Here is an 8302-nt window from a genome sequence, read left to right on the forward strand (position 1 = left end):
CCGATCATCCTCACAGTCGAAGCAGGATCCGGTGCGTCCGCAGCTCTGCCGGAGGCCCAACTCGCCTATTTCATCTCGGTATTGGCTGCTGGTGTATTCGCCGCCGCGGTCCGATTGCACTACGCAGTCGGGCTGGAGACGGCTGCGTCCGGCGGCCATCTTCAGCGCGTCGACGACGAGGTCGGCGCGGTGGTGGTCGGTCATCGAGTAGCCGACGACCTCGCGGGTGGCCAGGTCCAGCCAGCAGGCGAGATAGAGGAAGCCCTCGCCGGTGGGCAGGGCGGTGATGTCGCCGACCAGCTTCGTGCCGGGGATCTTGGCGTGGAAGTCGCGGCCGATCAGATCGGGGGCCGGCTTCGCCTTCTTGTCCGGCCGGGTCAGCGACCGCCGCCTGCGGCGGTGGGCGCCCTGGATGCCGTGCTCGCGCATCAGGCGGGCGATGCGCTTGCGGTTCACGCNCCTTCTTGTCCGGCCGGGTCAGCGACCGCCGCCTGCGGCGGTGGGCGCCCTGGATGCCGTGCTCGCGCATCAGGCGGGCGATGCGCTTGCGGTTCACGCACCGGCCCAGGCGCCGCAGTTCGGCATGGATGCGCGGGACCCCGTAGGTGTGGCGGGAGGCGACGTGGATGACGGTGATCTCGTGGGCCAGGGCCTCGTCGGCGGCCTTGCGGGCCGAGCGGGTCTTGGCCGCGGCGAGGCAGGCGTAGAAGGAGGAGCGGGCCACCTTCAGCAGCCGGCACAGGAAAGCGACGCCGTGGGTGGTCTTCTCCGCCTCGATGAACGCGTACGTGTCGTTCACCGATCGCTCTCCTTCGCGAAGAAGACCGCAGCTTTTCGCAACACCTCGATCGTCTTGGCCTGTTCGGCGTTTTGCCGACGCAACCGCTTGAGCTCTTCGCGTTCGGCCGTGGTGAGCTCGCCCGGCGCGCCCTCGCCCCGATCTGCCTTGGCCCGGCGGTACCAGCCGCGCAGGGACTCGGAGCTGATGCCGAGCTCTCGGGCGACCGCCGTGACCGTCTTGCCCGAGGAATCGACGAGCGCGATCGCGTCGCGCTTGAACTCCTCGGTGTACCGCTTCGTGTACTTGCTTCCCACCTGGTGCTACTTCCTCTGGAACCTCAGATCCCAGTCTCCAGGTGTCCACGATCAAGGGGAAGACTCAGGCAGCCGTAGCGCCGGAGTATTGGCCAAGACGCAGGAAGCGGCACCGCCTAAACCATCGCTGTGGGACAAAGTCACCAGCTCAGTGGAGACGGGCCTGGACTCTCTCGCGGACGGCATCCGCCACGGCGCGGCCAGCGCGCTGCGCGGAGCGGGACACGCCGAGCACATGGCGCTGCAGGGCGCCGGCACATTGCTCGGAGGAGAGATCAAAGCCACCGGAAAGATCGCCGGGGGAGCTCTGCACGCCGGCGTATCTCCGAGGACGGGCTGGACGGCGAGGACCACTACCACGTAGTGCTCTGGCTCACCGACGAAGACCACCCCACCCAGGTCCTCAAGCGCTACCCCGAGCCCCTTCCCGGCGGCTGATACCCGATGCTCCTTCCCAGGGGACAGCTCTGGCCTTCAGCCCGGAGTGCGGTTCGGTCTTGTGGATGACATTACGGTTTGAGGGCGCGGTAGTGGGGGCCGTCTGCGGTCTCGTCAGCATCGGCGACGTAGGCGACGCGCAGCGTGGACCTGCTGCCGATCACCGAACCGGTCACCACCCTGTTCGCTCCCCGGCGATCCTTTTGACGCCGGCTTACGACAGTTGGCGACCTTGTGCCTCTGGCGGGGGTCGAGTCAACACATCGCCCCCAGCCTGGTCTTCGTCCGCGGGCATCCGTTTAGAATCGAGGCTTGAGGCGGCTTTGCCTGGCTCATATCGTCGCTTCTGACCGTGGTCGTGATCTACCGCAGCGGAGGACGCGCATGAGTGACAAGCGAACGGGCCGCCTGGCATTGGGGCTCACCGCCTTCAATGTGACCCTGACTACTGCAGCAGCGGTAGTCACCTGGGATGGAGGCCCCAGTCCGTGGGCGGCGGCTGCCGCAAGCTCCGTGCTCGTCCTTATCGTGCTCCTCCGCGGGCGAAGTCGGCGGCCGAGCGCAGCATCGACTACCTCGACCCCGTCGTCATCTGATGTAGCATCAAACACGCCATGATTTGGACCTTTATCGCTATTGTCTTGGTCCTTGGAAGCGCAACAATTTGGATGTCTTTGCGTACCAAGCGTCAGCAGTAGGAGAGCGTCGGCCGGCACCCTGGCGTGGGGGCGGTAGCCGCGGGATCGTGCCTGCTGGCCGCCGGGTCCAGCGAGGGCGCGTTCGCGGCGCGCCACCTGGCCGGCAACCCGGCCCGGCGGTTGCCTGCCGACGGTTGAACATGGTGGCGTTCGCGCCGGACCTGCAGGTTGGTTTCGAGGTAGGCGCACAGCTTGTCCCGTCCCCTCGACAGTCAATCCGGCACCGACGAACTCAGCCTTGGCCGTGAGTGGCGGGACGTTGTAGCGCCGCTGGGTGTTGGGACCGGGGTGAGGCCGAAAACAGATCGCCGGTTCGAGGGGTTTGACGCGGTAGGTATCCCATGGGTGACCGGCGCTGATACGTCTTGTCCTATGTCATTTGCATCTGGTGCTCGACGCACTGCCGTCATAGCCGCCGCCCTCGTCGCCATCACCGCTGCCCCCGCCTCCGCGGCCGGTCCCGACCGCGTCCACACCGTCGCCAATCGGGCTCCGCACCGCGCTCCGGTGCTGATCGACTGTCTGCGCCACGACCAAGTATCGCCACGGGAATACATGCTGGCCTGCGCAGACGGCAACAACGACCTGCGCGGGCTGCACTGGGCCGACTGGACCGCCCGCGCCGCGCACGGCGTGGGCCGCCAGGTGGCCAACGACTGCCTCCCGGACTGCGCCGAGGGCCACTTCCACACCTTCTGGGTGGGCGTAGAGGCGTACCGCCCGGTCGCGCGCCCGCACGGCAAGGCGCCGTACTTCTCCCGGCTAAAGGTCGTCTACCTCGACAACCGCCCGCCGGGCTCCGGCCCCGCGCAGACCTACCCGCTCAGTTGACCGGCCGGGATCTGAATGCAGCCGGAGCATCGAGCGGCGCACTGAGCCCCTTGATCGACCAGCCGCCTGCGATGCGCGGGAGGCTCGAAACGCCCGTGGAGCCCCTGTCAGAGCCGCCTCCCTTCGGGGCGGCAGGCCAGGGGCGGTGAAGTGGGAAGACACCGCGGCTCAAGCTGCGGTGCCACCTCAGCGGAGCGATTCGCTGGCACTCCCACCGCCAGGCAAGCACGAGCAAGTCGCTCTCTTCTGAGCAGGTCGGCAAGTGTCCAGCCCACGCGCGCACGGAGTGATCCCCCGGCACACGAACCGCAGCCAGCCACCATACCCGCTTGCAACCCACGCGCGCGAGGAGTGGTCCTTCCACGCGGTAGAACCGAATCCTGGGAGCGACGCGTCGCCTTCGCGTTCTTCCTGGGGCTGACGACCACGGGCCAGCTCATCGTGTGGTCCTGAACCTGTAGGGAGTAGACCGTGACCGCTCTCACCTCCGGTGATGTGAAGCAGGCTGCGGACCGCATCGCTGGGCGTGTGCGTCCGGTGTCGGTGGCGCCTGTCGATCCTGCGGCTATCAGTCCGGAGTCGTGTCGGGTGTGGCTTGCGCTGGAGTTCATGCAGCACACGGGCAGTTTCAAGGCTCGGGGTGCGGTGAATTTCATCCGGGCGCACGGCGAGGCCGGAGCGCTGCCGGAAGTGGGGGTGACCATCGCGTCCGGCGGGAATGCTGGGTTGGCGTGTGCATGGGCCGCGAAGCAGCAGGGCCTGCGGGCGACGGTGTTCCTGCCGGGGACCGCTCCGGAGGTGAAGGTGGAGCGCCTCCGGGGGTACGGGGCGAAAGTTCGGCTCGTCGGCGCCGAGTACGCCGAGGCGGCTGCCGCCTGTGTGGAGTTCGCGGAGTCGACGGGGGCGCTCGCCTCTCACGCCTATGACCAGCCGCTGATCGCTGCGGGTGCGGGGACCCTCTTGCAGGAGATTCGGCAGCAGGTCGCCGACTTGGACACAGTGGTCGTCGCGGTCGGCGGTGGAGGCTTGTTCTCCGGAGTTGCCGCGGCTGCCGAAGCGCACGGCGTCCGAGTGGTCGCGGTCGAGCCTGAGAACTGCCGGGCGCTCAACGCCGCCATCGAAGCCGGCCAAGTTGTCGACGTGGCGGTGGAATCGGTGGCCGCGGATTCGCTCGGTGCGCGCCGTACCTCGGAGATGGCTCTGCATGCCGCTCGGCGCGGAGACGTTCGATCGGTGCTGGTGTCGGACGATGCGATCGTCCGTGCTCGGCGAGCGTTGTGGGATCACCGTCGGCTGGTGGTGGAGTACGGGGCGTCGACGGCTTTGGCCGCGTTGACGAGCAGCGTGTACGTGCCTGAAGACGATGAACGCGTCGCTGTGGTGCTCTGTGGGGCGAACACGAGCCCCGCGGATCTGTAGCGATTGACGCTCGGCCGAGGGCTACGGCTGCCCGGGTCCAGCCCACGCGGGCTGGCTGCGGTCGGGGCTCGCTCGGTTGGGTGAAGCGGCTTTGGTCGGGGGCGGTATGAAGGACTAGTGGTGCCATGATTGCGGGTATGGGTGATCGAAAAGATGTTGAGCGCGACGCGGTTCCTGACTCCGACTTTGTGGAGCAAAACGTGCCAGCGTATCCGGACATCCTCGATGAGGACGTGGAACTCGAATTTCCCGCAGACGCCGGTGAACGCGACGCTGCAGAGGCCGACGTGATCGAGCAGGCAATTCCCGTTCCGCTTGAGGACGATTACGCAGACGAAGCGGCAGATTACTGAGAGGCCGCCAATCGTCGCCCTCCGTCGGTAGCGCCCCCCACTGCCCCGGATCCGGCGAGCATGGGAAGCACCAGCCGTTACACCGGAATTTCATCGCCGCCTACTAGCGTGCACCGGGAATTGACCATGCGATATTCCGGTAATCACGAGTATCGCCTCCGGCCATGGAGACCTAGTGCGTAAACTCGCTTCAAAGCTGATACTGGTTGGCGTGTCCGTTGTTTTCCTCGGAGGAACGCTCCTGTCCCCGCAGGTACAGGCGGCTCAAGCCGCGGCAGGAGTGCCCGGGCGCTTCATCGCAGACGCCGACATCCTGGCAGCCCCCGACGGAGCGATCGTGGGCAAAGGCCACAACGGCCAGCAAGTCACAATCAACTGCCAAACGGCTGACGGCAATTGGTGGAACCTCAACGCCCCCGAAGCCGCCGGCTGGGTATGGCAGCCGAACCAGGTATTGCGCGAGTGGGGGACCCCCAACCCCCCGGTCTGCTGACCATTTCCCGAACCGATCAACCCATCAGGCTCCCCGCCGGTCACAGGCTGGTGGGGAGCCCCACACCGGCCACTTGTCACGGATCGATGCGGGCCAAGCGGCGGTCGACCGCATCGACATCGTCGGCCCGTCCCCGCGGCTGCGCTCCTATCAGTTCACCGGGACCGCCGAGTTGCCGGGCAGGGTGATCGCGGACTGAACGACACATCGGGAGGGGTGTGCTGCGCGGGGTGACCGTGACGGGGCGCGGTCACCCGGGCGTCATGCCTCGTTCGGGGTGAGCTCGGCTTGTTGGGTCGGGGCGGGTGCCGTCTCCTTCGCTGGCCTGCGCTCGGGCGCGGTGAACAGTGCGAAGCCCGCTACTAGGGCGGCGAGAACGGCGGAGGCCGGCGCCAGCCAGAGCACGCCGGCGACGGAGAGTACCGCGCCGCCGATGCCGGCGCCGAGCGCGGTGCCGACGTAGTTCATCGACCCGTTGAGGCTCAGTGCGACGGTGGCCACGTCGCCGCCCGCGACGAACACCCGGCTCTGCTGGGGGATGAACAGCGCCGACCCCATCAGGCCGAGGATGAACAGTGCCACCAGGGTGGGCACGAACCAGTGCTGGACCACGGCCAGCAGGGCCGATCCGAGGGTGACAATGCCCAGCCCGGTGGTGAGCACGGTCAGCGAGGAGAACCGGTCGGCGAACCTGCCGACCAGCCGGTTGCCCAGGAAGAAGCCCGCACCGTAGACCAACAGCGCGCCCAGGATCGCGTTGCTGCTGCCCGAGGTGCTGATCCCGACGATGGCCGCGGAGTAGGAGGAGATCAGGAACGTCGGCGCGAGCACCTGGGCGCTCACCGAGAGCAGGATGAGGATGCGCGGGTTCACGAGCACCGCGAGCCTCTCTCGCATCGTCGTCGCGGGCAGCGTCATCGATGGCATCGCGATGCCCGCGAGCACCGCGGCCACCGCGGCGAGCGCGACGACCGTCCACAGGGTGCCGCGCCAGCCCCACATCTGGCCGATCAGCAGTCCGAAGGGCACGCCGAGGACCGCGGCGAGGCTCGGACCTGCACCGATCACCGCGAAGGCCCGGGCCCGCTGTTCGGGCGGGGCCAACACCCCTGCAACGGCGAAGGCGTTGGCTTGGAACGCCGCTGCGCCCAGTGCCGCGACGACCCGGCCCACCAGCACGACCGTGTAGGTCGGCCCCGCGGCCTGGAGCAGCATTCCGACGAGGAAGGCGATCATGCCCGCACCGATGACGATGCGCCGATCCATCCGACCCGTCAGCGTGGCGATGACGGGCGAGCCGATCGCGTAGGCGACGGCGAAGGCGGTGGTGAGCTGGCCTGCGGTGGACGTGCTCACCGCCAGGTCTTTGGAGATGTCGGGGAGCAGTCCCGGCAGCACGAATCCGTCGACACCGAGCACGAACGTGCCGATGGACAGGATGACTAATCGCCAGGTCGGTGATGGATTCGATGATTCTGGAATCGTCATATCGTGGAGGGTAGTTCTATGATTCGATGACGGTCAAAGAATGGAGGGTCTGCGGATGCCACGCACACTGCCCGAGCCGTCCGTCGACTCGTTCGATCTGACGGTCGTCCTGAGCGCACTCGCCGACCCGGGCAGGCGCACGCTGATGCGGGCGCTCTACGAGGCCGTCGAGCCGATCGACTGCGCGATCCTGGTGGCGAGGGTGGACCTGGGCCTGAGCAACCCGACCATCTCCCACCACTACCGTGTGCTGCGCGAGGCGGGCCTGACGAGAACGGTCGCCGACGGTCGCAAGCGGGTGGTGCGCGTCCGTCGAGAGGACATGGAGTGCCGCTTTCCCGGCCTCCTCCAGGCGATCCTCGGGACCTCCGAACGAGACGAGGGCCAAGGGAAGGTCGCGGAAGAGCGGGTGTGAGCTCCCGTCATTCGGCGGACGCGGAAAGGTCCCGCGGGCGCGGGGAGCGACCGGCTGGGGTGGGGCATCTTCGCCCCCTGCAGCCGTCTGCCCGTGGCGGGCTTTCGCCTTCTGACCTGAAGGGGGTTCTGGCGCTCGGGTGTCCGTGCTGCAAGGAGAGCAACCAGGTTCTGCATCTGCCGGAGTATTGGCGGTAGTTGTCGCGGGACGCGTAGGCGAAGGGCAAGTACGTCGAGCCGGCCGAGTTCAGGATTCCGCCTCGTCGACCTGGTGCCGAAGCCATACGGAAACTGGCCTGCCTCGCAGCGGGTTTCCGTGATCTACTGCCGGTCATGCCGTTGTTGCTGCTGGACCTTGACAACACCCTTGTCGACCGCGATGCGGCCTTCGGCGCCGCCGTCGTCGACTTTCTTGCCGAGCATGGCCTGCCTGCCTCCGACCTCACGTGGGTGAGGGCCATCGACGCCAGCGGCTACACCACGCGCCACGATGTCGCCGTAGCCCTGACCGATCGATACGGCGACGCAGTACCGACCACCGCTATCCATGCCCTTCTCGACAACGGCGCCGCCGATCGCGTTGTCCTGGCGGAGTCCTCCCGCGAGGCGCTGGGCAAAGCGCAGGCGGACGGCTGGACTTGCGTCATCGTCACCAATGGCCGCACCGTCCAGCAGGAAGCGAAGATCCGTAACACCGGACTCGACCAACTCGTCCAAGGCTGGGTGATCTCCGAAGACGTAGGCCACAAGAAGCCGGAACCGGAGATCTTCCAGGCGGCAGCCGCTACCGTCAGTGTCCCCCTGCCGGGCGCGTGGGTCATCGGCGATTCACCGCACGCCGACATCGCGGGCGCCAACACACTCGGTCTTCGAAGCGTGTGGGTGACGGACGGACGCGCTTGGCCGCAGGACTTCTACCAGCCCACCCATATCGCTGACGACGTTGCCTCCGCGATCAATCACGCCATCAGGGCATCAGGCTAAGAGCTCCTAATGTCCTGAGTCGGGTTTTCGTCGTTGGTTGTATGTGACTCAACGAGGACCGAAGATCCCGCCGGTGACGGTAACTGACG

At 67.2% G+C, this 8302-nt stretch carries 10 protein-coding genes and 1 pseudogene; 7 read left to right on the forward strand and 4 right to left on the reverse strand.

Annotated elements, in window-relative coordinates; genetic code table 11:
- The 3 genes and pseudogenes from ACO1BR_RS43285 to ACO1BR_RS43295 all read right to left on the reverse strand — a co-directional run.
- The coding region (locus tag ACO1BR_RS43285; RefSeq protein ID WP_426800617.1) for a DDE-type integrase/transposase/recombinase at nt 1-456 on the reverse strand (456 nt) is incomplete at its 3' end.
- 43 nt (nt 457-499) lie between these two features.
- Nucleotides 500-799 (reverse strand): annotated as a pseudogene (locus tag ACO1BR_RS43290) (IS3 family transposase); the annotation flags it as partial.
- Nucleotides 796-1095 carry a transposase gene (locus tag ACO1BR_RS43295; RefSeq protein WP_148837671.1) on the reverse strand — a complete coding sequence of 100 codons (300 nt, stop codon included), beginning with the start codon at nt 1093-1095 and terminating at the stop codon, nt 796-798. The pseudogene ACO1BR_RS43290 and the gene ACO1BR_RS43295, both read right to left, overlap by 4 nt.
- 1508 nt (nt 1096-2603) lie before the next feature.
- Here ACO1BR_RS43295 and ACO1BR_RS43300 point away from each other — a divergent pair.
- The 5 genes from ACO1BR_RS43300 (at nt 2604) to ACO1BR_RS43320 (ending at nt 5526) form a co-directional block, all read left to right on the forward strand.
- The gene (locus ACO1BR_RS43300; RefSeq protein ID WP_426800618.1) at nt 2604-3062 is read left to right on the forward strand and encodes a hypothetical protein; all 459 of its coding nucleotides are present in this window, start codon (nt 2604-2606) and stop codon (nt 3060-3062) included.
- 471 nt (nt 3063-3533) lie between these two features.
- Nucleotides 3534-4481 (forward strand): threonine/serine dehydratase, encoded by a 948-nt coding sequence (locus tag ACO1BR_RS43305; RefSeq protein WP_426800619.1) that lies wholly within the window; start codon nt 3534-3536, stop codon nt 4479-4481.
- A gap of 125 nt (nt 4482-4606) precedes the next feature.
- Nucleotides 4607-4834 (forward strand): hypothetical protein, encoded by a 228-nt coding sequence (locus ACO1BR_RS43310; protein WP_426800620.1) that lies wholly within the window; start codon nt 4607-4609, stop codon nt 4832-4834.
- Between the two features lie 175 nt (nt 4835-5009).
- A complete protein-coding gene (locus ACO1BR_RS43315; RefSeq protein WP_426800621.1) occupies nt 5010-5327 on the forward strand; it encodes a hypothetical protein in 318 nt (105 codons plus the stop codon).
- Nucleotides 5328-5400: 73 nt separating this feature from the next.
- Nucleotides 5401-5526, forward strand: coding sequence for a hypothetical protein (locus ACO1BR_RS43320; protein ID WP_426800622.1), 126 nt, complete (start codon nt 5401-5403; stop codon nt 5524-5526).
- Nucleotides 5527-5588: 62 nt separating this feature from the next.
- Here the strand turns inward: ACO1BR_RS43320 and ACO1BR_RS43325 are convergent, their stop codons facing one another.
- Nucleotides 5589-6815 (reverse strand): MFS transporter, encoded by a 1227-nt coding sequence (locus tag ACO1BR_RS43325; protein WP_426800623.1) that lies wholly within the window; start codon nt 6813-6815, stop codon nt 5589-5591.
- Between the two features lie 55 nt (nt 6816-6870).
- Here ACO1BR_RS43325 and ACO1BR_RS43330 point away from each other — a divergent pair, with 55 nt between their 5' ends.
- Nucleotides 6871-7230 carry an ArsR/SmtB family transcription factor gene (locus ACO1BR_RS43330; protein ID WP_426800624.1) on the forward strand — a complete coding sequence of 120 codons (360 nt, stop codon included), beginning with the start codon at nt 6871-6873 and terminating at the stop codon, nt 7228-7230.
- Between the two features lie 332 nt (nt 7231-7562).
- Entirely contained in the window at nt 7563-8213 is a 651-nt protein-coding gene (locus ACO1BR_RS43335) for an HAD family hydrolase (RefSeq protein WP_426800625.1), read from the forward strand.
- Nucleotides 8214-8302: the final 89 nt, after the last annotated feature.

This window comes from Streptomyces sp. YGL11-2 (assembly GCF_050054615.1).
Classification (GTDB): Bacteria; Actinomycetota; Actinomycetes; order Streptomycetales; family Streptomycetaceae; genus Streptomyces.